Source organism: Sulfitobacter sp. S190 (genome assembly GCF_025141935.1).
Taxonomy (GTDB): Bacteria; Pseudomonadota; Alphaproteobacteria; order Rhodobacterales; family Rhodobacteraceae; genus Sulfitobacter.
Window position 1 is genome coordinate 335,667 of sequence record NZ_CP081120.1, and the last position, 23,757, is coordinate 359,423.

The following is a 23,757-nucleotide window of genomic DNA, read 5'->3' on the forward strand; positions in this document are numbered from 1 at the left end:
AGGAAAGAGCAATGAGCGCGCAAGAGGTGGAAATCAGGGTCATTGGATCTTTGGCCGAGATATCGGCCGATGAGTGGGATGCATGCGCCTGCCCCGAGGCGATCAGGGGCGGCCGCCCTATTGATCCCTTCACGACCCACCGGTTTCTCAAGGCGCTGGAAGACAGCGGGAGTGTCGGGCCCGGCACCGGCTGGCAGCCGCAGTATCTGGCTGCGCATATCGACGGTCAGCTGATTGCGGTGGCGCCGCTTTACGCCAAATCCCACAGTCAGGGTGAGTACATTTTCGATCACAACTGGGCGCACGCGTACGAGCGTGCGGGCGGGCGGTATTATCCGAAATTGCAGATCGCGGTGCCCTTCACGCCCGCCACAGGCCGCAGGTTCCTTGCCCGTCCGGGGTTCGAGAAATCAGGCGTCGAAGCGCTGATTCAGGGTGCGATGCAGTTGACCGAGAATAACGCCCTGAGTTCGGTCAACGTCACATTCTGTACCGCGCAGGAAGCCGAGCAGGCAGAAGCGCTGGGAATGATGTCGCGCAAGAGCCAGCAGTTTCACTGGCGCAACGATGGCTACGCGGATTTTGACGGATTTCTGCAAAGTCTGTCGAGCCGCAAGCGCAAGAACATCCGCAAGGAACGGGCAGCTGCGAATGATTTTGGCGGTTCGATCCATGTGCTGACCGGAGATCAGATTACGCCCGAACACTGGGATGCCTTTTGGGTGTTTTATCAGGATACCGGCGCGCGCAAATGGGGGCAGCCGTACCTTACACGCGCGTTCTTTGACGAGGCGCACAAAGTGCTGCGGGATGACATCGCCTTGGTGTTGGCCGAACGGGATGGCCGGTGGATTGCCGGCGCGCTGAACTTTATTGGCGCAGACGCGTTATTCGGGCGGTACTGGGGATGTACGGAGCACCATTCATGTCTGCATTTCGAGCTTTGCTATTACCGCGCAATCGATATGGCGATTGACTTGCGGCTTGGCACGGTGGAGGCGGGCGCGCAGGGCGAGCACAAGCTGGCGCGGGGGTATCTGCCTACCGCCACGTGGTCGCTTCACTGGTTGCGTGATCCGGGGTTTGCCCGCGCGGTGGGTGACTACCTGCAAGCCGAGCGTGCCGCAGTGGACGAAGAGATCGAGGTGCTGACCGACTACGGCCCCTTCAAACGATCACAGATCGAGGAACAGGAATGACAGAGAAACTGAGCGAAGAAACCCGAGGGCCGCTGCTCGATCCGCTTCTGAGCAATGGCTGGAGCATGGTCGAGGATCGCGATGCGATCACTAAGACCTTCAAGTTTGACGACTTTGTTGATGCTTTCGGCTGGATGAGCCGGGCGGCACTCTGGGCCGAGAAGTGGGACCACCACCCCGAATGGCGCAACGTTTACAACAGTGTCGAGGTGACACTGACCACACATGACGTGGACGGGCTGAGCACGCTGGATGCAAAGCTGGCCCGGAAGCTCGACGGATTGACTTAACAGAGGACGACAATGGAAGACATTTTGAATTTCGAGATCTGGCAGGGAAAAACTGTCGGTGACATACTGACGCTCGAGTTCCTAAGCTCGCTTGTCGGGTCGGTATTGGCCGCCATCGCGATCCTCGTCATCGGTTGGCTCTTGTCGAAATGGGTGAAGAACCGCATCATCAAACTGTCGGAGCGTCACGCGCACCTCGACGACATGCTGTTCGATTTTCTGGCATCCATCGCGCGGTATGTGATCCTCGCCTTCACCGCGCTATTCGTGCTCAACACATTCGGGGTGCAGACAACGTCGATTGTCGCGCTCTTGGGTGCGGCGGGTCTGGCGATCGGTCTGGCTTTGCAGGGGACGCTGTCCAATGTGGCAGCGGGCGTGATGCTGATCCTGTTCCGACCGATCAAGACCGGTGACTTTGTCGAGGTTAATGACAAGATGGGCACGGTGAAAAATGTAAGCCTTAACTTCACCGAGTTGGCCGATCTGTCGAACGTTCAGGTGATCATCCCCAACTCGGAAGTTTGGGGCAATACCATAACGAATTATTCGACGAATGACACACGCCGCGCCGAATGGACCTTCGGCGTCGGCTACGGTGCCAATCTGAAAGACGCGGAAACGATCATTCATGACACAATCATGGCCGATCGTCGCGCCAAGTCTGATCCGGCTCCATTTATACAGGTCACGAATCTCGGCGGCAGTTCGGTCGATTTTCTGGTGCGGGTCTGGTGCGATGCGGCGGATTATTTCAGCTTCAAGGCCGATATGACACGTGCCGTCAAAGAGGCGCTGGATGAGGGCGGTGTCGATATTCCGTTCCCCACACGCACGTTGGTCATCACCCGTGAAGATGCAGACGCCCAAGCGGACGAGCAATCGTCCGGCCAGCAGTCTTCTGACGAGACGGGTGCGCGCCGCGATATGGATGGCGGCGACGCGAAAGAGGCATAAACCTGCCTCGGAACTTGGAGAGGGGCGGCGTGTGACACGGCGCCCCTTTCTGATTTACGACATGCTGTCGAGCAGGCTCTCGCCGCCCGAAACTTCGCATACGCCGGGGTTCTCTTCGGCCTGAAGCAGTGAAACCTTGCCGTCTTCGACCAGCATCGCATAGCGCTTGGAGCGTGCGACCAACCCCGCGGGTGGGGCATCAAAATCCATCCCGATGGCCTTCGTAAATTCGGAGCTTGCGTCGCCCAACATCGTAATGCCTGCTTCTTGCGCGCCGGTCGCTTCGCCCCACGCCTGCATGACGAAGGGATCGTTGCACGATACGCAGATAATTTCGTCCACGCCCTTGGCCGCAAAATCGTCCTTTGTCCGTACAAAGCTCGGCATATGGGCGGAATGGCACGTGGGGGTGAAGGCACCGGGAACGGCAAAGATCACGACCTTGCGGCCTGCTGTCTTGTCGCTCATCTTCACCTGTGCCGGTCCTTCGGCGCCCATCTCGACCAAAGTTGCGTCGGGCAGCGTATCGCCTTGAGAAATTGGCATGCGGTAACCTTTCATCTGATTGTGTTTTGCCTGATGCCAGATATAGGGTCGCCTGACAGCGCCGACCAGCACAGACATGGAGGAAACATGCGCCATATCATCGTGATCGGAGCCGGACAGGCCGGATCGTCGTGCGTTGCCAAGCTGCGCAATGGCGGTTTCGAGGGGAATGTCACGCTCATCGGTGCCGAGACAGAGCCGCCCTATCAACGCCCTCCGCTGTCTAAGGGGTATCTGATGGGCGACATGGCACTGGAGCGTCTCTATCTGCGGCCCCGCAGTTTCTACGAAGAACACGGTATTGAATTGCGGCTGGGCACGACGGTGGATGCCATCGATACGCACGCCCGCCAGATTGCGGTCAACGGCCGCATGATGGCCTATGACGATCTGGTGCTGGCCACCGGTGCCGTGCCGCACCGTTTGCCGGACCGCATCGGCGGGTCATTGGAACGGGTATTTACCGTGCGTGATTTGGCCGATGTGGATGCAATGGCCCCGTTCTGTGCGTCCGGCGCGAAAGCATTGATCGTCGGTGGAGGCTACATCGGGCTCGAAGCGGCAGCCGTGGCGTCAAAGCTCGGCATGCAGGTGACCCTTGTCGAAATGGCAGAGCGCATCCTCAAGCGTGTGGCGAGCCCGCAGACCAGTGACTTTTTCCGCAAGCTGCATCAGGACCATGGTGTCGATCTGCGCGAGGGGGTCGGGCTCGACAGGCTTGTTGGCGATACGGTCGTTTCAGGTGCCGTGTTGACCGATGGAAGCACGCTCGACGTGGATCTGGTGATCGTGGGTGTCGGCGTTGCGCCCGCGACGCATCTTGCCAAAGCTGCCGGGATCGAGGTCGAAAACGGGATCAAAGTGGATGCGCAGGGCCGCACTTCCGCGCCCCACGTATGGGCGGCGGGCGACTGCGCCTCCTTTCCTTACGACGGTCAGCGGATCAGGTTGGAAAGCGTACCCAACGCCATAGATCAGGCCGAAGCCGTAGCCGAAAATCTGATGGGAGCGGACAAGGCTTATGAAGCGAAGCCGTGGTTCTGGTCAGACCAGTATGACGTAAAACTGCAGATTGCGGGTCTGAATACCGGCTATGACACTGTCATCACGCGCGTGGGCGAAGGCGGCTCCGTATCCTTTTGGTACTTCGCAGGGCCACGCTTGCTGGCGGTCGATGCCGCGAACGACCCGCGCAGCTATATGATCGGCAAACGCCTCATCGAAGGGGGCAAGTCGCCCGATCCGGATGCAATTCGTGACCCCGAGACAGACTTGAAAGCACTGTTGCGCGGATGAGAATTATCGCGGGCAAATACCGGGGCATGGCCTTGGCGCAGGTCGGCAAAGGGGACGCGAGCGCCCATTTGCGCCCCACGTCCGACCGTGTCCGCGAAAGCCTGTTTTCCGCCCTGACGCACCGCAACGTCATTGAAGGCGCGCAGGTTCTCGACCTGTTTGCAGGGACCGGCGCGCTGGGTCTTGAGGCATTGTCGCGCGGTGCGCGCGAGGTGCTGTTCGTCGAAAACGGCCGCGTCGGCCAGCGGTTGATCGCGGAAAATATCGAAAAGCTCGGGGTAGAATCGGCAACGCGTCTGATGCGTAATGATGCGACGGGCCTGGGAGCGTGGCCATCGGCACCATTCGATCTGGTTTTTCTGGACCCGCCCTATGGCAAAGGGATGGGCCAGTCCGCACTGATATCGGCCGCTGCGGGCGGCTGGTTGACGGCGGGCGCAACCATCGTCTGGGAAGAAAGCGCGCCGATGCACGCCCCCGACGGGTTTGAACGGACAGACCGGAAAAAATATGGCGACACGCATGTCACCTTCCTGTCATGGTCAGGCACGTGATGGCAGCGTTTTGCGATTGGCCGCTTTTGTGGCACGATGGCATAATGACAGATGCAACCTGCTCCGCCCCACCGATCCCGTACCGTATTGCGACCACGCGGCCCGAACGGCCGCCCGTGGGGATGCCCGTGTTCATCAGCGATTGCGCGACGCCGCTGGCCGGTGAAACGCTGTTGTCCCTGTTGCTGCGGCGGATGGGCGATCGCGATCTCAGGGATCAATAGGTCGGGTGAAACTTGCCCGCGGGCGAGAGTGTGAAAATTTCGAACCCGTCTTCTGTCACGCCGATCGAGTGTTCAAACTGCGCAGATAGGGATTTGTCGCGGGTGACGGCTGTCCAATCATCTGAAAGCGTTTTGGTTTCGGCGCGCCCCAGATTGACCATCGGTTCAATGGTAAAGAACATTCCGGGTTCCAATACCGCCTTGGTCCCCGGCTTTCCGTAATGCAGAACATTCGGTGGCGCGTGAAAAACGCGGCCCAGACCGTGGCCACAGAAATCGGTGACGACCGCCATCCGGTGGCTTTCGACAAACGTCTGGATTGCGTGGCCGATATCGCCAAAGGTGTTACCGGGTTTGACCGCTTCGATCCCCAGCATGAGCGCGTCATGGGTGACCTGAATGAGCCGTTCCGATTTGCGCGACAGTTTGCCCGCCACGTACATCCGCGACGTATCTCCGAACCAGCCGTCGACAATCACGGTGACGTCAATGTTCAGGATGTCGCCGTCCTTGAGTTTCTTGTCGCTCGGTATCCCGTGACAGACCACGTGGTTGACGGAAATACAGCTGGCGTGCTGGTAGCCTTTGTACCCGATGGTCGCCGACGTCGCGCCGGCATCGTTGACCTTCTGTTCAATGATGCGGTCAATTTCGCCCGTCGTCTGTCCGGGAAAGACATGCTCGGCAATCTCGTCGAGGATGGACGCCGCCAGCTGCCCCGCCGCCAACATGCCGGCCGAGTCGGATGGATTGTGAATGCGGATGCCGTCTTTGGTGGTGCGGCCCGTGTGCAGATCGTTCACTGCGCTCTCCGTATGGTGTTTAGGCCTGTTTAACCGCTGTGACGGCCAAGGACCAGAGGCCCGCCAATCACGACCTCTTCAGGACTTAATGTGGTGGCGATGCAAATTGTTTCAACGCCTGCCTCGGTCGCCGCTGCGTGGGCGCGGGCATAGGCCGGGTCGATGTCATCGGCGATGGTGACATGCGTACAGTCGGTGCGCTGCACAAGATAGAGCAGTATGGCGCGATGACCCTCCCGCGCGACTTGGGCGAGACCATTCATGTGTTTGGTGCCGCGTGCCGTGACGCTGTCGGGAAATTCGGCCTGACCCGGCGTTCGGGACAGGGTGACCGATTTCACCTCGACAAAGGCATCGGGCAGACCGTCCGCCGTCAGCAGGAAATCGATGCGGGAGTTGCTGCCGTATTTTACTTCCGGCCTGACGGTATCGTAACCGCCGAGCGCCATGATGCGGCGCTCCTGCAAGGCCTGCTTCAACACGCGGTTCGGCAAGCTGGTATCGACACCGGTGAAGTGCCCGTTCTCGTGATCCACCAAGCGCCATCCGTAGCGGAGCTTTTTGCGCGGATCATTGTTCGGCTCCAACCAGATCTTTGTTCCCGGTTCCGCCAACCCCATCATGGAACCGGGATTGGCGCAATGTGCGGTTACCTCTGTTCCGTCAGCAAGTGTGCAATCAGCAAGAAACCGTTTGTAGCGGCGGATCAGGCGAGCGGGGACAAGTGGGGTTTGAAAGCGCATGAGCGGGGCCTATACCGTGGGGAACACATGCTCAAGGAGGCAGATATGACCAACCCCAAGGCCGCGATGCTGGTGATCGGTGACGAAATCCTGTCGGGACGTACCCGGGATGCGAACATGCATCATCTGGCAGGAAAGCTGACCGAAATCGGTGTCGATCTGGCGGAAGTGCGGGTCGTGGGCGATGACCGGGATGTCATTGTGGATGCCGTGCAGTCGTTGTCGGACCGGTACGCGACGGTTTTCACATCCGGTGGCATCGGACCCACGCATGATGACATCACCGCGGACTGTATGGCCGCTGCCTTTGGCCAGACGATTGACGTGCGCGATGACGCCCGCGCGATCCTGCAGGCCCATTACGACAAGGCGGGAACCGAGCTGAACGCGGCGCGGCTGCGTATGGCGCGCATCCCAGAAAAGGCCGTATTGATCGAAAATCCTGTGTCGGCGGCTCCGGGTTTCACCATCGGCAATGTGCATGTGATGGCCGGGGTGCCATCGGTGTTTCAGGCGATGGTCGAATCCGTGTTGCCCGGTCTGACGGGCGGCGCACCCCTGCACAGCAAAACCTATACCGTGCACCGTGGCGAAGGCGATATCGCAGGGCCGTTGGGCCAGATCGCGCAAGAGCGCCCGGAGCTTTCGATCGGAAGCTATCCTTTTCAGCGCGACGGGCGTTATGGCTCCAACATCGTCGTGCGCGGGACCGATGAGACGGTGATCGCCGCCGCAATTGCCGATTTGCAGACCGCCTTGGGATGAATGATCTGGCGCGCCTTTACCGGGTGATCGAGGCCACATGGCCGCCCGCACGCGTATGGCGTGAGGCGGGTTTCGATTTGCGCGACGGGGATGGGGGCGGAAAACGCGTGTCGGCGGCGACCGCGGTAGATGCTCCCGACATTGACGCTGCCGAAACAGCGATGCTGGAGCGGGGTCAGCGCCCGTTGTTCATGATCCGCGCGGGAGAGGACGCTCTGGATAGTGCGTTGGCCGAACGGGGGTACGCGCGGATAGACGAAGTCATTCTTTATGCCCGGGATTGCGCAGGTCTGACCGAAAAACCGATGCCCCCCGTGACATGTTTCACGATCTGGGAGCCCTTGGCGATCATGCAGGAAATCTGGGCCCAAGGGGGTGTGGGTCGCGCGCGGTTGCGGGTCATGGGGCGGGCAGCGGTCAAGACCGCAATCCTCGCGCGGTGGAACGAGAAGCCGGCAGGTGTTGCTTTTGCGGCCATCGCCGAAGGCATCTGCATGGTCCATGCCGTCGAGGTCCTGGCCCACCAACGCCGACAGGGGGTCGCGGACTGGATCATGCGGGCGGCGGCCTTTTGGGCGCGGGACCACGGGGCAGAACGGCTTGCGGTTTTATGCGTGGCCGACAACAAAGCGGCAAATGCGCTCTATACCAAGCTGGGCTTTGCCGAGGTCGGGCGTTACCATTACCGCCAATACCCTGATGAATGAGGACCTTATGGCCACTGAACAGCCGACCGCCCTGGATTTGCCGATGGTTGATCCATTACCTGCTCCGACCCGAAAATACTTCGATGTGTGCACGGACAAACTGGGCATGGTGCCCAATGTCCTGCAGGCCTATGCCTTTGACATCGACAAGCTCAATACATTCACGGCGATGTACAATGATTTGATGCTGGGTGACAGCAATCTGACCAAGCTCGAGCGTGAAATGATCGCGGTGGTGGTGTCGGCTGTTAACCGGTGTTTCTATTGTCTGACCGCGCATGGGGCCGCTGTGCGTGATCTTTCCGGCGATCCGGTTTTGGGCGAGACGCTCGTGATGAACTATCGGGTTGCACGCCTCGAGCCGCGCGTGCGCGCGATGCTCGATTTTGCGGTCAAGCTGACAGAAGCGTGCGAAACGATCGAGGAAAAGGATCGCGAAGATCTGCGTGCGCACGGGTTTAGCGACCGCGACATCTGGGACATCGCGAGCGTTGCGGGGTTCTTCAACATGACGAACCGTGTCGCATCGGCAAGCGACATGCGCCCGAATGATGATTACCACGCACAGGCGCGATGATCCGTACCTGCGCCCTTGTGCTGGGCCTGTCCGTCTTGGGCGGGCAGGCGGTAGCGCTGGAGTTGTCCCTGCCTGCGTCCGCGCAGGTTACAGCGCAGCGCAATACCGAGCTCGACCGTTATGCCGCGCCCATTGGCGTATTTGCCGCGTCCCGCGTGCCGGAAGTCACGTTGGACGGCGCAGTGCGGCGCAGCGCATGGCGTATCGTTTCGCCCGGGTTGACACCGCTTCAGGTCATTGGGCCGCTGCGCCAGCAGCTTGAACAGAGCGATTACAGAATTGTGCTGGATTGCGGTGCGCTGGATTGCGGCGGATACGATTTCCGGTTCGCGACCGAAGTGCTTCCCGGTCCGAACATGTACGTCAACATCCGCAACTACCACTTCATCACGGCGTTGCGCGGGCCGTCAGACGCGCCCGTGGCTGCCATCACCGTGCTGGCGTCGACCACACGCGGGTCAGCGTATGTCCAGATCATCGAGGCCGGGCAGTTGGGAGAGGAGGCCGTCATTACGCCCTCGCGTGATGTACCGGCCCCTGTGGCAGAGCCAGCCGTTCCCGCTTTGTCCGCGGGTGATCTGCAGTCGGTTCTGTTTCGCGACGGGCACGTTGTGCTGCAGGGTTTGGAGTTTGACACCGGCGTGTCGCAACTGGGCGATGGGCCCTTCGATGCGTTGCAGAAACTGGCCGACGCGTTGGCCGCGCGACCCGAACAGCGCATCGCATTGGTCGGTCATACCGACGATCAGGGGAGTCTTGACGCAAATATAGCGATTTCGCGGGATCGGGCCCGTTCCGTGCGTCAGCGCTTGATCGAAAAATTCGGCATTGCGGCCAGCCGCATCGAAGCGCAGGGCATGGGCTACCTTTCACCGGTGGCATCGAACCTGACGCAAACGGGCCGCGAGGCAAACCGCCGTGTCGAGGCGGTCCTTTTGTCAGAGTGATTGTGTGCGGGGCATGCGCAGCGTGAATATCGTCTGCGCGTCATCCGAATGCACCGACAGGTTGCCACCGTGACCGCGCGCGATCTGTTGCGCGATGTAGAGACCGAGGCCCAGACCGTTTTGTGAATCGCGGGCGTCCGCGCGGGTGAAGGGTTCGAAAAGCATCTTTTGGGTGCTTTCGGGAATTTTCGCGCCGGCATTTGCCACCGCATACACCAAATCCCCGCCGTCGTCGTGTGCGGTTATCTGGATGGGCTGGTCCTTTTGGCCGTGAAAGGCGGCGTTGGCCAAGAGGTTGGATACAAGCTGCGATATCCGGTCGGGATCGCAGGTGACCGGATCGCAGAATGCGTAGGTTTCGACAAAACTCGCATCCGGGTGGGCGAGACGGATTTCCTGTGTGATTTGCTCCAGGACCGGCCGAAGCGCGACACCGGCCTGCAAATCGACACCGATGTTCCCGCCGAGTTGCGCCCGTGCGAAATCCATCACGTCGGTGATGAGCGCAGACATGCGATCTACGGACTGTTGCGCAAGGTCGATCAGCTGTGCGGATTGCGCGGTTTGCTTTTCCCTGCCGAGCAGCCGCAATGCAGAGCCAACCGCGGCGACAGGGTTGCGCAGATCGTGGCCGAGCACCGCGATAAACCGGTCGCGGAACCGCGCTTCCTTTTCCTGCTGTTCCAACTGGATCGCATTTTGTTTTTCTTCGGTCACATCGCGACCGATACAAAAGAACGCATTTCCGTCCGGCACGGCATTCCACGATATCCAGCGGTAGCTGCCATCGGAATGGCGGAAACGGTTTTCGTACCGGATAATCGGCTGTCCCTTTTTGATTTGCGCATAGCGTTCTGCCGAAGAGCCGAGATCATCGGGGTGCAGAAAATCAGTAAAGGGTCTACTCTCGATGTCCCGCTGGCTGATGCCGAGCACTGTTTGCCACGCGGGGTTCGTCCGGATGAACTGACTGTCGGCACCCAGAATGCCCAAAAGGTCAGGAATGACCTTCCACGTATGGCTATCGGTATCGAACGAGGTGTGGAGCACGGCAATTCCAAGAAGACTGTGAGCTGTCAACCAACGCCCACCCTGATGAGAGATAGCTGCTCTGACGCGATTTCAAGCCTGAGCAGATACAAACAAGAGCGGCGCTTTGACTAAGGGCGTTGCCTGCCGCCAAGCTCGGGCGTTTCTGTCGTGGGAAGGGCACATTGATTAGACCTCATCTGACCATCGTACGCGTAGGACAAAAAAACACCGGCATCAAACATGATGCCGGTGCAAGTATCACCGAGGGGAGATGGTGTTTCGTTTGGTTTACCAGTCGCTTGGGCCTTTTTCGGCAAAAGCGTTGACCAGAAAATCGATGAATGCGCGGACCTTGGGCTGGGTAAACCGGCCGGGAGGGTACACCGCATAGATGCCTTGGGTTTCCTGTGGGAGTTCGGGAATGGCATCCATTACGAGGCCTTTTTCCATCGCTTCCGCATAAAGAAAGCTGGGCAGGTAGGCGATGCCAAGGCCGGAAATCGCGGCATTGAGCAGCGATTGCCCGTCGTTCACAGACAACCAACCTGCGGTCCGCACCTGACGCTTTTCGCCCGACGGGGCGGTCAGCTTCCAGACGTTGCCGGACGACTGGTTGGAATAGTGGAGGAGTTTGTGATCGTTGAGATCGTCAATCTTTTCGGGACGGCCATACTGCTCGAAATACGAGGGTGAGGCGATCATGCGCTTTGTTGTTTCTGTCAACTTGCGGGCGCGCAGGGTGCTGTCTTCAAGCTCTCCGATGCGAACGGCCATGTCGAACCCTTCGGAGATCAGCTCAACATAGCGATTGTTGAGCACCATATTCACCGTGATATCCGGGAAGTCGGACAGGAATTCCGACAAGACCGGCGACAGGTGGTTTACGCCAAAATCCGTGGCGACCGAAATGCGCAGCAACCCGGAAGGGGCAGATTGCATCGACGTCACAAGTGCATCCGCTTCGCCAGCGTCATTCAGGACGCGCCGGGCGCGGTCATAGTAGGCCAGACCGATTTCTGTCGGGCTAACTCGGCGTGTCGTGCGGTTCAGCAGGCGGGCACCCAATCGCGCCTCCAGCGATGATACATGTTTGGAGACTGCGGACTTGGAAATGCCCATCTTTTTCGCGGCGTCCGTAAACCCGCCCTGATCCACCACAGTGGCGAATGCTTCCATTTCTGTCAGGCGGTCCATGTCCCATTCCCTTCGTTTATGCTTCGAAGGCTGTGTATGCGGACCAATCTAGGCGAGATCGGGGCGCGGGTGAGACAGTAGCAAGGTAATTGTGCGCATCGTTGATCAGGCGGAAACATCTGAACGCTGTGTTTCCCGCTCCGTGTTGATCTGGGTCAAAGCGCATGGGCGGGGCTTGCGCCAAGTTTCTTCAGGAAAAAGACAGGAGGTGGGTATGAAGACGTCAGATATTCCCGAGATACCAAAGGGCGACACTGAACGCGGCGCTGCGATCATCGGATTTGAACAGGGCGAGTACCCCTACAAGACAAAACTCGGCCGCTCCGCGTACGAAGCCGAAAAGGCCGCTCTTCAGGTCGAGCTGTTGAAGGTCCAGCACTGGGTGCAGGATACCGGTCAGCGGTTTGTGATGCTGTTTGAGGGGCGCGATGCGGCGGGCAAGGGAGGAACAATCAAGCGTTTCACCGAACACCTGAACCCGCGCAGTGCCCGTGTTGTCGCGCTCAATAAACCCACGGACGAAGAGCGCGGCCAGTGGTTTTTTCAGCGCTACATCAAACATCTTCCAACGGCGGGGGAGATCGTTCTGTACGACCGGTCATGGTACAATCGTGCCGGGGTGGAAAGGGTGATGAGCTTTTGCGAACCTGCCGAGTATCTCGAGTTCATGCGCCAAACGCCCGAGTTCGAACGCATGCTGACCCGCAGTGGCACGCGGCTGTTCAAGTACTGGTTTTCGGTTACCCGCGCGGAACAGGCGCGGCGGTTCAAGTCACGTGAGACCGATCCGTTGAAGCGCTGGAAACTGTCGCCCATCGACCGCGCATCGTTGGACAAATGGGATGACTACACCGAAGCGAAAGAGGCGATGTTCTTTTACACCGATACAGCCGATGCGCCCTGGACGGTCATCCGTTCAAACGACAAAAAGCGCGCGCGGTTGAATTGCATGCGCCACTTCTTGTCCCAACTGGATTACCCCGACAAGGACAGCGCAGTAGCCACCGCCCCTGATCCACTGATCGTGCATCACGCCGACGCGGTTCTGAAAACCACGGACCACATCCTTGCATCCTCGCTTCACCCCAAAAGCCGCAAAGGCTGACCCCTAGGAGATTTTGAATGAGCCACACGCCACACGAACTTGCTGCCGACTTTCCCGAACATGCAGAGGCCATCAGCGCACGCCGGCAGTCGGATGCGCATTTCGCCAAGCTTGCCGATGAATATCATACCCTGAACCGGGAGGTGCATCGTGCCGAAACCGATGTAGTACCTGTCAGTGACGAGCGGATGAATGAAATGCGCAAGCAGCGCATGGCCCTGAAAGATACGCTTTACGGATTGCTCACTAAGGGGTGAGAGGCGAGTGGCCCTCCCGCGCTGTGCTCGGGGAGGGCTATTCGTTAGAGCGTTGCGGCCAGACGTGTGCCCTGATCGATTGCACGCTTTGCATCAAGCTCTGCCGCGACATCCGCGCCGCCGATGACGTGGCAGGCAGTTCCTTGTGCCTCCAGCGTGTCTGCGAGGCTGCGTTCTGACAGCTGACCGGCACACAGAACAACCGTGTCTGCGGCAACAACCGTCGGATTTTCGCGCGCCTCACCGAAGGAAATATGCACGCCGTCGTCGTCGATTTTTTCGTAGTTCACCCCGGCGATCATATCGACGCCCTTCATCGTCAGCGCCGCACGGTGAATCCAGCCTGTTGTTTTGCCAAGCCCCTTGCCGGGCTTGGTGGCTTTACGCTGCATCATGGTGACCTGCCGTGCTGGCGCGTCGGGTTGGGGGCCCTCGGGTGCCAGACCCGCACGGTGATCCTGCGTATCAGCGACGCCCCATTCACGCATCCATTCGGGCAGGTTCAATGTTGGGCTTTCGCCTTCGTGAACCAGAAACTCAGATACGTCGAAACCGATGCCGCCAGCCCCGATCACCGCAACTGTTTTGCCCGGAGTGGCGGTGCCGTTCAGAACATCGATATAGCTGACCACGCCGTCCCGGTCCTGACCCGGAATTTCAGGGTCGCGCGGCACGACGCCAGTGGCAATAATTACCTCGTCGTAGTCCTTTAGATCGGCTGCCGTGACTTCGGTTTCGAGTTTGACGTCGACCCCCTTCAGCGCGATCTGGACGCGGTACCAATCCACGAGACCCCAGAATTCTTCCTTGCCCGCGACCTGCTTGGCGAGGTTCAACTGACCGCCGATTTCGGTCTGGCGGTCAAACAGGGTTACAGAATGGCCGCGATCGGCGGCGGTGATGGCGGCGGACAGACCGGCAGGGCCAGCGCCGACCACGGCGATGCGCTTGGCCTGATCGGCAGGCTCGATCGTCAGCTCGGTTTCATAACAGGCGCGCGGGTTGACCAGACAGCTGGAAATCTTGCCCGAGAACGTGTGGTCCAGACAGGCCTGATTGCAACCGATGCACGGTGCGATGGTTTCGCCCTTGCCCGCCGCCGCCTTTGCCACGAAATCGGCATCCGCCAGCATCGGGCGGGCCATCGACACCATATCGGCGCAGCCGGTGGCCAGCACGTCTTCGGCCACTTCGGGCGTGTTGATCCGGTTCGACGTGATCAGCGGGATCGATACCTTGCCCATCAGTTTCTTTGTGACCCAGGCAAAGGCCGCACGCGGTACAGAGGTCGCGATGGTCGGAATCCGCGCTTCGTGCCAGCCGATGCCGGTATTGATGATTGTTGCGCCCGCCTTTTCGATTTCTTGTGCAAGTTGCACAACTTCTTCGTAGGTGGACCCGTTGGGCACCAGATCGATCATCGACAGGCGGTAGATCACGATGAACTCGTCGCCCACCGTTTCGCGCACGCGGCGCACCACCTCGATGGGCAGGCGCATCCGGTTTTCGTAGGATCCGCCCCAGCGGTCTTCGCGCTCGTTGGTATGCGTGACGAGGAACTGGTTCAGAAAGTAGCCCTCAGAGCCCATGACCTCGACACCGTCGTATCCGGCCTCTTTTGCACGGCCCGCACATGCGGCGATATCGCTGATCTGCTTCTCGATGCCGTCCTCGTCAAGCTCGGTCGGCGGAAACGGAGAAATGGGGGATTTGATCGCCGAGGGCGCCACGCATTTCGGGCCATAGGCATAGCGCCCCGCGTGTAGGATCTGCATCGCGATTTTGCCGCCGGCGTCATGGACACGGTCCGTCACAACGCGGTGGTTTTCGACATCCTTGTCACTGGTCATCATTGCGGCACCGGGCAGCACCGACCCTTCGAGATTGGGTCCGATCCCGCCCGTTACCATGAGCCCCACCCCGCCGCGCGCACGTTCGGCGTAAAACTCGGCGACCCGGTTCCAGTCCTTCGTTTCCTCCAGCCCGGTGTGCATCGACCCCATCAGGACGCGGTTCTTCAGGGTCGTAAACCCAAGGTCGAGGGGGGCAAGCAGGTGCGGATAGCTGGACATGGGAGACCCTTTTGAGAAATGTTGTTGACGTGAAGCATGGCCGCGTCAGCGTGGCTTGTCACGAAGAACGCGGCGTCAGGGAAGAACAGTGCAGATCAGACGGGCAAACGCAAAGGATTATACTGGATTGGGCCAAGTCATGTATGACGCGATACATGCAGAACCGAGCCCCTACACCGAGGCAGAGCGGCGGGCATGGCTTGCCAAACCGCCAGCGGCTGCCGAATGGCATGCAAGGTTGGCACGACAATCTGTTTGGTATGCATCGGACGCCGAGGGCCCCGCTGGATTTATGACGCTGGAAGGCAGCTATCTTGATTTTGCATATGTTGTCGCACGGGGGCGGGGGACCGGTGTGTTCCGCGCATTATATCGCTGTGTAGAAGACCACGCCCGGCGCGGCGGTCAACCGGCAATCCGCACCCACGCCAGCCTTATGGCACAGCCCGCTTTTGCCGCCGTCGGCTTTGCGGTACTCAGGCACGAAGCGGTGCCACGCGCGGGTCAATTCCTGCGCCGTGCCGAAATGGAAAAGAAACTGGAGCCAGCCCCGTGACCCCCGAAGAGATTGAAAAACTGCCCTACCGGCCCTGTGTCGGGATAATGGTCGCCAATGCCGACGGACATGTGTTTGTCGGCCAGCGGGTTGATCGCGACTACGACGCCTGGCAGATGCCGCAAGGCGGGGTAGACAAGGGAGAGGCCCCGCGCGACGCCGCGCTGCGCGAGTTGGAAGAAGAAACGGGCATCACCCGTGACCTGGTCACAATCGAAGCCGAAAGCGCTGATTGGCTGCCCTATGAACTGCCCCATGACCTTGTCCCGAAGCTGTGGAAGGGCAAATACCGCGGGCAGAAACAGAAATGGTTCCTGCTGCGCTTTCACGGAAGCGATGCACAGGTGAACATCCAGACACAGGAGCCCGAATTTGCATCATGGAAATGGATGGCCGCGGCAGAAATGCTGGATGGAATCGTCCCGTTCAAACGCGAAGTCTATGTGCGTGTCGTCGAAACGTTCAAGGACGCATTGTGATGTGGCGGTCTGCTCTGACGGTTCTGGTCGCCGGCTTTCCCCTGCCGGCGCTGGCGCTGTCATGCATGCCATACTCGGTGGAAAATGCCTTTCTCGATGCGCAGGCATCCAAGGCGCAGTTTGTTGTCGTCCGCGGGATGCTGGATTTCGACGAAAGCCTGCTGCCCCGTGTCGATTGGGATAACCAGAGCGCGACACCGCCGCTCACCACGCTCGAGGCAGAGTTGATTGGCACATCGCTGACAAATGCGGGGTTCTCGCTGCCGTTCGACCGGCGGGTCACGCTCGAAATTGCGTGTTTCGGTCCATGGTGTGCGAGCGCCGAAAAAGGAACGGAAATGCTCGCGTTCGTAGAGCTCGGCGCCGATGGACCAGTCGTGGCGACCAACCCGTGTGGCGGGTATCTTTTCGGTCGCGCAACCGACGCGATGTTCAAAACGGTAGAGAGATGCATGAGTGGCGGCGAATGCAGCCCGATGGCTCTCAAATAATCGGGATCCACGCAGCCGCTTCGCGCGGAAGAACGCCAGTGACACGCGGATCGTCGGCAACTTCGACCTGCCGCCGATACGGGGTGAACCCCGACCGGATGTAGAAGTTCACCGCCTGCGGGCTGTCGATGGTGCAGGTATGGACGTGGAAACGCTCAATGTCGTTGCTCCACGCCAGATCAATTGCCTGGTTCATCAAAAAACGGCCTGAGCCCGATCCGATCAGCTTGGGCGTCAGACCGAAGTACGCCAGTTCGCACTCTGCGTCCTGACGAAAGTCCAGCTCGAGCAGTGCCTCGTCCTGACCGTCGCGCGACAGTGTGTAGAATGCGACCTTGGGATCATTCAGTATCTCGGTCAGTGCCGCGTCGTCGAGGACCATGCGCCCGAACCACAGCCATTCCAGCGACCCCACCCGCATGAACACGTCGCGGTACCATTCGAGCGTGGGGGACACTTTGCGAAACGCTACACCCTGCGGCAACGACATCGGCGTCACGTCGGGCTTCGCGTGCATTTCCAGATGGGTCACCACCATCGCAAGCTTGCCCTCGGCGACGTCGTGAAACCCATCCGCCAACATCACAGCAGCCCCAGCGTTTTGAATTCCGCCATCATGTCCTTTTGCGGGCGCGGGCCGACGTGGCTGATGACTTCGGTGGCACACAGGTTGCCCATGCGCGCGCATGTCTCGAGGCTCTGGCCCGTTGCCAGACCATAGAGGAAGCCGGCCGCAAACTGGTCACCCGCGCCGGTCGCATCGACAGGAACAACCCGTTCGGGGGCCGGCACATCAACGCGCTCCGCACCCTGAATGACTGTCACGCCGTCGCCGCCACGGGTACAGACCATCGTGGGACACATCGCGGCGGTTTTCGCCATCGCGGTTTCCAGATCTTCAGTCTCAAACAGCGATTTGATCTCGAGTTCATTGCCGATGACGAAGTCGAGTTCATGCTCGATCATTTGCAGGAAATCGGCGCGGTGACGCTCCACGCAAAACGGATCGGAAATGGCAATACCCGCCTTGCCACCCCCCGCTTTGGCGGATCGTGCGGCCTCGCGGAATGCGGTTTTTCCTTCGTCACGGTCGAACAGATACCCTTCGAGCAGCATGATCTTCGCGTTGCCGGTGACCTCCTGCGGCACGTCCCGCGAACTCAGGCCGGTCGAGATGCCGAGATACGTGTTCAGCGAGCGTTCCCCGTCGGGTGTCACGAAAATCATGCAACGCGAGGTTGGCAGCTCCCCGTCCGGCACAGGTGCGTTTACGAAATCGATGCCGTTGTCGATCATCGCATCGGCGTAGAAGTTGCCTAGCGTATCATCCCGCACCCGCCCGATGAACGCGGTTTGCAGGCCCAGCGCACCCACACCGGCAATCGTGTTCGCCACAGCGCCGCCGGGCGTCTGCAACCGGTCTTTCATCGAGCCGTACAGCACTTCGGCGCGATCCTGCTCGATCAGCTGCATAATGCCTTTTTCGATACCCATATGCCCGAGAAAGCTGTCGTCGGCGTGGGTAATGACATCGACAACGGCGTTACCGATGCCAACCAGATCGTAGGTTTTCATTCTGTCTTGTCCTTGTATTCGCATAGATCGCGGATGATGCAGGTCCTGCATTGCGGCTTGCGTGCCTTGCAGTGATAGCGCCCGTGCAGGATCAGCCAATGGTGGGCATGAAGCTGATAATCCGCGGGGATATGATCTTCGATGGCGCGTTCCACCGCCTCGACGGTCTTGCCCGGTGCGATACCGGTACGGTTGCCAACCCGAAAGATGTGGGTGTCGACCGCCTGTGCGGGTTGTTGCCACCACATGTTCAGCACCACATTGGCCGTCTTGCGGCCCACACCCGGCAGTGACTGGAGCGCGGCGCGCGAATTGGGTACTTCGCCTGCGTAGTCGTCCACGAGGATCTGGCTCAGCTTCATGACGTTCTTCGCCTTCTGACGAAAAAGCCCGATCGTCTTGATGTGCTCGGTGAGCCCATCGAGACCCAGATCAAGCATCTTTTGGGGGGTGTCCGCGATCTGGAACAGCGCGCGCGTCGCCTTGTTCACCCCTGCATCGGTCGCTTGTGCCGACAAAGCCACAGCGACAACCAGAGTGTAGACGTTCACGTGCTCCAACTCGCCCTTCGGCTCGGGTTCGGCTGCGTGGAACCGCTGCATCATGGCGCGGATGGTGTGATAGTCGAGCTGTTTCGCGGGCTTTGTCATGGCGGTCGGTATGCGCGGAAATGCAAGAAGGGGCAAGCATTGCGCAGCTTTCGGGTCGCGCGGCGGGGCTTGCGTGCGTAATCTGGATGCATGAAACACGAACGCCCCCGGGAAAACAGCTATCACTACGGTGTCATGCGCCGCGCAATCGAAATGATCGACGCGGCGGATGAGCCTCTTTCACTCGATGATCTGGCCGCCCGGATGGGGATGAGCCCCGCGCATTTCCAGCGCCAGTTTTCTGCTTGGGTTGGCGTGTCGCCCAAGCGATTCCAGCAATATCTGACGTTGGGCCACGCCAAGGCATTGTTGCGTGACCGTTTCACGACGCTGGAGGCATCGCACGCGCTGGGCCTGTCGGGCAGCGGGCGTTTGCACGATCTGTTCGTGAGATGGGAAGCGATGAGTCCGGGGGATTTTGCGAAGGGCGGTGAGGGGCTGCACATTCGCTATGTCTGGCGCGACACACCCTTTGGCGAGGCACTGGTTGCCGGTACGGATCGCGGCATCTGCGGGCTGGCCTTTGCCGCGGAAATGGGACGCGATGCAGCCTTTGCCGATGTGACATCGCGTTGGCCGGCTGCAACCTTCGGTGAAGGGGGTGACGACCTGCATCAATGGGCCGATGCCGTCTTCTCCGGTCAGGGCGAAGCTACAGTCCAGCTGATTGGCGCGCCTTTCCAGATCAAGGTGTGGGAGGCGCTTTTGCGTGTCCCCTCGGGACAGGTCACCACATATTCCGAGATCGCACAGGCCATCGGATCACCGCGCGCGGTACGTGCCGTCGGAACAGCCGTTGGGCGCAATCCGGTCGGGTATCTGATCCCGTGCCACAGGGCGTTGCGCAAATCGGGCGGTTTGGGTGGCTACCACTGGGGGCTGCCGGTCAAGCGCGCGATCCTTGCCTATGAAAGCGCGCTGGCGGACAACCGCGTATCGCAATAGGTGCGCGGGAAGACGCCGATTCCCCGTAAAGAAGCGTTTTGAAGTCGATCAATATCGCCTATATTGTACGCACACGAAGATGCCCTGCCCGAACGGGGCGCAACAACAGCAAGGCAGTAAAGCTATGACATTTACGAAATTTCCCCTCGCCGCCGCTCTGGCGGGCGTTGTCGTTCTGGGCGCGTGCACTGATACAGGTTCGATTCTCGCGCAGCCGGACGATCCAAACCAGAAGGCCAAGAATGGCGCGCTGATCGGTGCGGCATCCGGCGCGGTAATCGGTGCGTTGTCGAAAGGTGACGGCAACCGCGACAACGGTGCGCTCAAGGGCGCTCTGGTCGGTGCCGCCATCGGTGGGGGCGCGGGCCTCCTCCTCGACAAGCAAGAAGCGGACCTGCGCCGCCAACTCGATAGCCGTGTGGTGATCACCAACACGGGCGACCGGCTGATCGTGACCCTGCCACAGGACATCACGTTCGACACCGACAGCACCGACGTTCGGGCGGGCATTCAGGGCGACCTGCAGGCACTGGCGCAAAACGTGCAGGTCTATGAAAATTCTACCCTGCAGATTATAGGCCACACCGACAGCGACGGCGACGCGGCCTATAACCAGCAACTGTCCGAAGGCCGCGCGGCATCTGTTGCGAACGTGCTGCTGAACAACGGCGTGCCGGGCGGACGTATCCGCACCTTTGGCCGTGGCGAAAGCCAGCCGATCGCGTCCAACCTGACGCCCGAGGGCAAGCAGCAAAACCGCCGTGTAGAGATCGTGATCCTGCCAAACGCGGCCTGATCCCGACACCAAGCTGCAATTCGATGCCCCGCGCCCGCAATGGCGCGGGGTTTTTCGTAAGACGGAGGCGCTGCCCCCTTGAGGTCGGCCGTTTTTGCATCAGGTAAAAGACCTGATTTGTAGAAACGAGGATTTCATCATGGCAGCTCCGAAACTTGTCGGTTTGTCCGGCTCCCTGCGCGCGGCGTCGACCAACACCAAGCTATTGGCAGAGGCGGCACGCCTGTTCGGTGAAGATGCCGATTACACACTGCTCGATCTGGAGTTTCCACTTTATGATGGCGATGACGAAGCGGCCAACGGTGTGCCGGCCAAGGTGACACAAGCCGCGCAGCGCATCGCCGGGGCGGACGCCGTCATCATCTCGACACCCGAATATAACAAGGGCCCGTCGGGCGTGCTCAAGAACGCGCTCGATTGGATCAGCCGAACCGGCGAAAAGCCGTGGGCCGACAAACCCGTCGCCGTTATGTCCGCCGCGTCCGGACGGGCCGGGGGAGAACGCGCACAAATGGTGCTGCGTGCCTTCATGGTGCCTTTCCGGCCGCGCATTCTGCAGGGCCCCGAAATCCATCTGGCGGGATCCTCCGACGCCTTTGACGACAATGACCGCCTAAAGGGCGAGACGTATATCAAGGAACTTGGCGAATTAATGACCCATCTGCGGGCCGAAGCCGGTTTCTAGCGCGACACCGCGATTTCGATAAGGTTGCCATTGGGATCGCGCAGATAGATCGACGTGATCGGGCCGGTTGCCCCCGAGCGGGGAACGGGCCCTTCCTCGACAGCGACATCGCACATATCCAGATGTGCCAGCCAGGCCTCGAGCGTGGCCTGTGTGAGAAAGCATAGATCGGCCGAGCCGGGCAGGGGGCGTTTCGCCTTTGGGTCAAATTCCCGCCCCGCCTTGTGCAGGTTGATTTTCATGTCGCCGAAGCGCAGCGCCCACCGCTGCGATCCGTCCGCCACCTGAAACTGCATCGGCTCCATCCGCAGAACGTCGCGATAAAAGGCGACCGTCGTTTCAATATCCGCCACCGTCAAAACCAGATGATCGAGCTGTTTCAGGGTTCCAGCGAAAGAGGATTGCGGCACGGCGGTAATTCTCCCAAATTCGGTCCATGCAGCATGATACGACCACGCCCGTCCGTCAACGCGACCTGATCGACCCGGCCCGCGCCGACGCACTCATGGCCACTCTGGGTTTGTCCGCGACGTTCCGGGAGGGCGATCCGCTGCCTCCCTTCGTGCACAACATCTATTTCTGGGATGCGCAGCCTCCCGCGCAGCTTGGCCGTGATGGCCACCCGCGGGTAGGTGGGCTGATCCCCGACACGGGTCTGCCGCGCCGCATGTGGGCAGGCGGACGCTTGCTCTTTGACGCGCCTTTGCGGGCCGGGATCGTGGCAGAACGGCACAGCGTGTGTGAAAGCGCCGTGACAAAACGCGGTCGTACCGGCCCGTTGGCCTTTGTGACTTTGCGCCACGAAATCCGGCAAGCAGGTCAAACCGTTCTGCGTGAGTGGCAGGATCTGGTTTATCGGCAGGACCCTGGCCCCGAGGCGCAGGCGCCGGTGCCGCCGCGGTCAGATGACGCCGCGCAAGATACGCGTGTCGCCACGTTCGATGCCACACAGCTCTTTCGCTACTCCGCCCTGACCTTCAATGGCCACCGCATCCACTACGACCGAGCTTACGCCAAATCTGTGGAAGGCTATGCCGGTTTGGTGGTTCACGGTCCTTTACTGGCGCAGCTACTGCTTTTGTGGGCCCATGAAACCGATGGTTCGGTCGACAGCTTCCGCTTCCGCGCCACGGCACCGCTTATGGATTTTGAAAGCGCCACACTATGCCGCGACGGACCGCGCCTGTGGGTACGCGGACCCGACGGGCGTCTGTGCATGACAGCTCAACTCGGCGATTAGAGGTTGTCGGTCACCCGGAAGCCTTCCGGAATGGTGTCTTTGCCCTCGAGGATCAGATCCGCCATCACGCTTGCGACTTTCGGTGCCATGCCAAAGCCGATCTTGAACCCGCCATTCGCGATGTAGTGATCGGGCCGGTCGGGCCAATGGCCCAACATCGGCGCCCGCGACCTTGATCGTGGTCGCACACCGGCCCAACGCAGAATGACCGGCGCATCGGCCAGCGCAGGCACGGCCGCGCGCGCGGTCGCGATAACATCGTCAAGGGCCGCGTCGGTTTGGGCTGGATCATCGTACAGCCGCTCCGAGGTAGAACCGATCGCCACGGTTCCATCCAGATGGGGAATGATATGCACACCCTGCGCAAAAATCTGTGGACGTCCGCGTGCATCGTGAGCCAGCAGCGCGGCCTGCCCCTTTACCCCGGCCCCCATGCTTCGGGTGTGGGTTTCGCTCAATTCGAGTAAACCCGCGACACCGGTGGCCCAAAGCTGCGGTCCGTGCTCGGGTGCATCGGTTTCCAACGTCACGCCCTTTTTCTCCAGTGCGCCCGCAAGGGCGGCGCAGGCTTGTCGGGGATGCAAATGGGCACTCAGGGTATCGTGGATCAACTGCCCCGTGGGGCTGTCCGGCATCCAATCGTGCGTTGATCCGTTCACGATCTGCCAACGCGCGTGATCGCCCCATAACGCCGCGGCCCCTTCCATCCGGCCCTGCGCGAGGCGCAGCGCATGTTCATCTGCAATTGGCTGGAATCGGCCCGTGCGGGCGTATCCTGCCTTTCGGCCACTGATCTCTTCGACGTCTCGCCAGAAGTTTTCTGCCATCAACAGACTGTCGAGCTGAAACGCCTTTTTGGGGTTCCAGTTCTCCGGTACATGCGGCGCCAGTGCGCCGACGATACCGCCCGAACTGCCCGCCCCAAGCCCGTTGGGATCGACAAGCCGCACACGCGCGCCGCGTTGCACGCATGCCCAGGCGATGGACAGGCCAAAAATTCCGGCGCCCCGAATGGTCAGATCGGTCATTGTCAGCCCCTTCGCAATGCGACACAGTCCGCTTGGTCCAAGCA

30 protein-coding genes are annotated in these 23,757 nt (G+C 60.2%); 19 read left to right on the plus strand and 11 right to left on the minus strand.

Annotated elements, in window-relative coordinates:
- The first annotated feature begins 11 nt into the window (after positions 1 to 11).
- From K3756_RS01640 to K3756_RS01650, 3 genes are read left to right on the plus strand one after another with little or no spacing between them, the layout of a single operon-like run.
- The gene (locus tag K3756_RS01640; RefSeq protein ID WP_259990277.1) at positions 12 to 1,199 is read left to right on the plus strand and encodes a GNAT family N-acetyltransferase; all 1,188 of its coding nucleotides are present in this window, start codon (positions 12 to 14) and stop codon (positions 1,197 to 1,199) included.
- A complete protein-coding gene (locus K3756_RS01645) occupies positions 1,196 to 1,489 on the plus strand; it encodes a 4a-hydroxytetrahydrobiopterin dehydratase (protein ID WP_259990278.1) in 294 nt (97 codons plus the stop codon). The genes K3756_RS01640 and K3756_RS01645 overlap by 4 nt, the downstream gene beginning before the upstream one ends.
- 12 nt (positions 1,490 to 1,501) lie before the next feature.
- The gene (locus K3756_RS01650; RefSeq protein WP_259990279.1) at positions 1,502 to 2,446 is read left to right on the plus strand and encodes a mechanosensitive ion channel family protein; all 945 of its coding nucleotides are present in this window, start codon (positions 1,502 to 1,504) and stop codon (positions 2,444 to 2,446) included.
- 54 nt (positions 2,447 to 2,500) lie between these two features.
- Here K3756_RS01650 and K3756_RS01655 read toward each other — a convergent pair whose 3' ends face one another.
- Complete coding sequence (locus K3756_RS01655) at positions 2,501 to 2,992, minus strand: peroxiredoxin (protein WP_259990280.1); 492 nt, start codon at positions 2,990 to 2,992, stop codon at positions 2,501 to 2,503.
- An 87-nt stretch (positions 2,993 to 3,079) separates the two neighbouring features.
- Here K3756_RS01655 and K3756_RS01660 point away from each other — a divergent pair, with 87 nt between their 5' ends.
- The 3 genes from K3756_RS01660 to K3756_RS01670 are packed head-to-tail and all read left to right on the plus strand — an operon-like array spanning position 3,080 to position 5,066.
- A complete protein-coding gene (locus K3756_RS01660; RefSeq protein WP_259990281.1) occupies positions 3,080 to 4,288 on the plus strand; it encodes an NAD(P)/FAD-dependent oxidoreductase in 1,209 nt (402 codons plus the stop codon).
- On the plus strand, positions 4,285 to 4,842 hold the full coding sequence (gene rsmD / locus K3756_RS01665) for a 16S rRNA (guanine(966)-N(2))-methyltransferase RsmD (RefSeq protein WP_259990282.1): 558 nt from the start codon (positions 4,285 to 4,287) through the stop codon (positions 4,840 to 4,842). Before K3756_RS01660 ends, rsmD begins: the two co-directional genes overlap by 4 nt.
- 44 nt (positions 4,843 to 4,886) lie before the next feature.
- Positions 4,887 to 5,066, plus strand: coding sequence for a hypothetical protein (locus K3756_RS01670; protein ID WP_259990283.1), 180 nt, complete (start codon positions 4,887 to 4,889; stop codon positions 5,064 to 5,066).
- Here the strand turns inward: K3756_RS01670 and map are convergent.
- On the minus strand, positions 5,060 to 5,869 hold the full coding sequence (gene map, locus K3756_RS01675) for a type I methionyl aminopeptidase (protein ID WP_259990284.1): 810 nt from the start codon (positions 5,867 to 5,869) through the stop codon (positions 5,060 to 5,062). The two genes, K3756_RS01670 and map, sit on opposite strands and share 7 nt — an antisense overlap.
- Before the next feature lie 29 nt (positions 5,870 to 5,898).
- The gene (sfsA, locus tag K3756_RS01680; RefSeq protein WP_259990285.1) at positions 5,899 to 6,612 is read right to left on the minus strand and encodes a DNA/RNA nuclease SfsA; all 714 of its coding nucleotides are present in this window, start codon (positions 6,610 to 6,612) and stop codon (positions 5,899 to 5,901) included.
- 45 nt (positions 6,613 to 6,657) lie between these two features.
- On the opposite strand from sfsA, the gene K3756_RS01685 reads away from it, so the two are divergent.
- Genes K3756_RS01685 through K3756_RS01700 form a run of 4 tightly spaced genes read left to right on the plus strand, consistent with a single transcriptional unit; the run spans position 6,658 to position 9,608 of the window.
- Positions 6,658 to 7,377: a molybdopterin-binding protein gene (locus K3756_RS01685; RefSeq protein ID WP_259990286.1), complete on the plus strand. Its 720-nt coding sequence runs from the start codon at positions 6,658 to 6,660 to the stop codon at positions 7,375 to 7,377.
- Positions 7,374 to 8,084: a GNAT family N-acetyltransferase gene (locus tag K3756_RS01690; RefSeq protein ID WP_259990287.1), complete on the plus strand. Its 711-nt coding sequence runs from the start codon at positions 7,374 to 7,376 to the stop codon at positions 8,082 to 8,084. Before K3756_RS01685 ends, K3756_RS01690 begins: the two co-directional genes overlap by 4 nt.
- Positions 8,085 to 8,091: 7 nt before the next feature.
- Positions 8,092 to 8,661, plus strand: a complete 570-nt coding sequence (locus tag K3756_RS01695) for a peroxidase-related enzyme (protein WP_259990288.1) — start codon at positions 8,092 to 8,094, stop codon at positions 8,659 to 8,661.
- Positions 8,658 to 9,608, plus strand: coding sequence for an OmpA family protein (locus K3756_RS01700; protein ID WP_259990289.1), 951 nt, complete (start codon positions 8,658 to 8,660; stop codon positions 9,606 to 9,608). The genes K3756_RS01695 and K3756_RS01700 overlap by 4 nt, the downstream gene beginning before the upstream one ends.
- Here the strand turns inward: K3756_RS01700 and K3756_RS01705 are convergent.
- Positions 9,600 to 10,658, minus strand: a complete 1,059-nt coding sequence (locus tag K3756_RS01705; RefSeq protein ID WP_259990290.1) for a PAS domain-containing sensor histidine kinase — start codon at positions 10,656 to 10,658, stop codon at positions 9,600 to 9,602. The two genes, K3756_RS01700 and K3756_RS01705, sit on opposite strands and share 9 nt — an antisense overlap.
- Before the next feature lie 270 nt (positions 10,659 to 10,928).
- Positions 10,929 to 11,834: a LysR family transcriptional regulator gene (locus tag K3756_RS01710; RefSeq protein ID WP_259990291.1), complete on the minus strand. Its 906-nt coding sequence runs from the start codon at positions 11,832 to 11,834 to the stop codon at positions 10,929 to 10,931.
- Between the two features lie 214 nt (positions 11,835 to 12,048).
- Between K3756_RS01710 and ppk2 the strand changes: the two genes are divergently transcribed.
- A complete protein-coding gene (ppk2, locus tag K3756_RS01715; RefSeq protein WP_259990292.1) occupies positions 12,049 to 12,939 on the plus strand; it encodes a polyphosphate kinase 2 in 891 nt (296 codons plus the stop codon).
- Between the two features lie 17 nt (positions 12,940 to 12,956).
- A complete protein-coding gene (locus K3756_RS01720) occupies positions 12,957 to 13,196 on the plus strand; it encodes a YdcH family protein (protein ID WP_259990293.1) in 240 nt (79 codons plus the stop codon).
- A gap of 44 nt (positions 13,197 to 13,240) precedes the next feature.
- On the opposite strand, the gene K3756_RS01725 is transcribed toward K3756_RS01720, so the two are convergent.
- The gene (locus tag K3756_RS01725) at positions 13,241 to 15,268 is read right to left on the minus strand and encodes an NADPH-dependent 2,4-dienoyl-CoA reductase (RefSeq protein ID WP_259990294.1); all 2,028 of its coding nucleotides are present in this window, start codon (positions 15,266 to 15,268) and stop codon (positions 13,241 to 13,243) included.
- Between the two features lie 127 nt (positions 15,269 to 15,395).
- Here K3756_RS01725 and K3756_RS01730 point away from each other — a divergent pair, with 127 nt between their 5' ends.
- From K3756_RS01730 to K3756_RS01740, 3 genes are read left to right on the plus strand one after another with little or no spacing between them, the layout of a single operon-like run.
- Positions 15,396 to 15,824 (plus strand): GNAT family N-acetyltransferase, encoded by a 429-nt coding sequence (locus tag K3756_RS01730; protein WP_259990295.1) that lies wholly within the window; start codon positions 15,396 to 15,398, stop codon positions 15,822 to 15,824.
- A complete protein-coding gene (locus K3756_RS01735; RefSeq protein WP_259990296.1) occupies positions 15,821 to 16,303 on the plus strand; it encodes an RNA pyrophosphohydrolase in 483 nt (160 codons plus the stop codon). The genes K3756_RS01730 and K3756_RS01735 overlap by 4 nt, the downstream gene beginning before the upstream one ends.
- Entirely contained in the window at positions 16,303 to 16,794 is a 492-nt protein-coding gene (locus K3756_RS01740; protein ID WP_259990297.1) for a hypothetical protein, read from the plus strand. Before K3756_RS01735 ends, K3756_RS01740 begins: the two co-directional genes overlap by 1 nt.
- Here the strand turns inward: K3756_RS01740 and K3756_RS01745 are convergent.
- The 3 genes from K3756_RS01745 to nth are packed head-to-tail and all read right to left on the minus strand — an operon-like array spanning position 16,787 to position 19,019.
- Positions 16,787 to 17,377 carry an N-acetyltransferase gene (locus tag K3756_RS01745; protein WP_259990298.1) on the minus strand — a complete coding sequence of 197 codons (591 nt, stop codon included), beginning with the start codon at positions 17,375 to 17,377 and terminating at the stop codon, positions 16,787 to 16,789. The two genes, K3756_RS01740 and K3756_RS01745, sit on opposite strands and share 8 nt — an antisense overlap.
- Positions 17,377 to 18,369, minus strand: coding sequence for an adenosine kinase (locus K3756_RS01750; RefSeq protein WP_259990299.1), 993 nt, complete (start codon positions 18,367 to 18,369; stop codon positions 17,377 to 17,379). Before K3756_RS01750 ends, K3756_RS01745 begins: the two co-directional genes overlap by 1 nt.
- The gene (gene nth, locus K3756_RS01755; protein WP_259990302.1) at positions 18,366 to 19,019 is read right to left on the minus strand and encodes an endonuclease III; all 654 of its coding nucleotides are present in this window, start codon (positions 19,017 to 19,019) and stop codon (positions 18,366 to 18,368) included. The genes K3756_RS01750 and nth overlap by 4 nt, the downstream gene beginning before the upstream one ends.
- Positions 19,020 to 19,109: 90 nt before the next feature.
- Between nth and K3756_RS01760 the strand changes: the two genes are divergently transcribed.
- The 3 genes from K3756_RS01760 (at position 19,110) to K3756_RS01770 (ending at position 21,445) form a co-directional block, all read left to right on the plus strand.
- Positions 19,110 to 19,964, plus strand: a complete 855-nt coding sequence (locus K3756_RS01760) for a methylated-DNA--[protein]-cysteine S-methyltransferase (RefSeq protein WP_259990304.1) — start codon at positions 19,110 to 19,112, stop codon at positions 19,962 to 19,964.
- 124 nt (positions 19,965 to 20,088) lie between these two features.
- Complete coding sequence (locus tag K3756_RS01765) at positions 20,089 to 20,760, plus strand: OmpA family protein (protein WP_259990306.1); 672 nt, start codon at positions 20,089 to 20,091, stop codon at positions 20,758 to 20,760.
- A gap of 139 nt (positions 20,761 to 20,899) precedes the next feature.
- Positions 20,900 to 21,445, plus strand: coding sequence for an NADPH-dependent FMN reductase (locus K3756_RS01770; RefSeq protein ID WP_259990308.1), 546 nt, complete (start codon positions 20,900 to 20,902; stop codon positions 21,443 to 21,445).
- Here K3756_RS01770 and K3756_RS01775 read toward each other — a convergent pair.
- Entirely contained in the window at positions 21,442 to 21,855 is a 414-nt protein-coding gene (locus tag K3756_RS01775; protein WP_259990310.1) for a VOC family protein, read from the minus strand. The genes K3756_RS01770 and K3756_RS01775 overlap by 4 nt on opposite strands.
- 26 nt (positions 21,856 to 21,881) lie before the next feature.
- On the opposite strand from K3756_RS01775, the gene K3756_RS01780 reads away from it, so the two are divergent.
- Positions 21,882 to 22,685, plus strand: coding sequence for an acyl dehydratase (locus K3756_RS01780; RefSeq protein WP_259990311.1), 804 nt, complete (start codon positions 21,882 to 21,884; stop codon positions 22,683 to 22,685).
- Here the strand turns inward: K3756_RS01780 and K3756_RS01785 are convergent.
- Positions 22,682 to 23,713 (minus strand): FAD-binding oxidoreductase, encoded by a 1,032-nt coding sequence (locus tag K3756_RS01785; RefSeq protein ID WP_259990313.1) that lies wholly within the window; start codon positions 23,711 to 23,713, stop codon positions 22,682 to 22,684. The genes K3756_RS01780 and K3756_RS01785 overlap by 4 nt on opposite strands.
- Positions 23,714 to 23,757: the final 44 nt, after the last annotated feature.